Here is a 441-nt window from a genome sequence, read left to right on the forward strand (position 1 = left end):
CACACCGCCGAAGCATTACGGGCCGGGTTGCTCGATACCAAGCATGTGCAGATGATCCGCGAATTCTTCCGCCATCTGCCCTCGAGTGTGGACCCGCAGACCCGCGATCTCGCCGAAGAGCAGTTGGTGGGCTACGCATCGACCAGACAACCCGACGACTTCGCGCCACTGGTGGCACACCTGGATTCGATCCTCAACCCCGACGGCGACTACGACGAAGACGACGACGAGAACGGGCAGCCCAGGCCGCGGAAGCGACGTGATGCGTTCTTCTATCTCGGTGAGCAGGGTGCCGACGGGATGTCGGAAGGACGCTTCTGCGTCGACCCCGAACTACGCGCCTACCTCGAAGCCCTGTTCTCCAAAGCCGCGAAACCCGGAGTGAACAACCCCGCAGACCCCACATCAGTCGTGCACGACGACACCGACAGCACGTCCAGT

At 62.6% G+C, this 441-nt stretch carries 1 protein-coding gene; it reads left to right on the plus strand.

The window, feature by feature from the left end; all coding sequences use genetic code 11:
* A partial coding sequence (locus ACOQFP_RS00185) for a DUF222 domain-containing protein (protein ID WP_421583095.1) occupies positions 1 to 441 on the plus strand: 441 nt, incomplete at both ends.

Source organism: Rhodococcus sp. MALMAid1271 (genome assembly GCF_049195265.1).
Classification (GTDB): Bacteria; Actinomycetota; Actinomycetes; order Mycobacteriales; family Mycobacteriaceae; genus Rhodococcoides.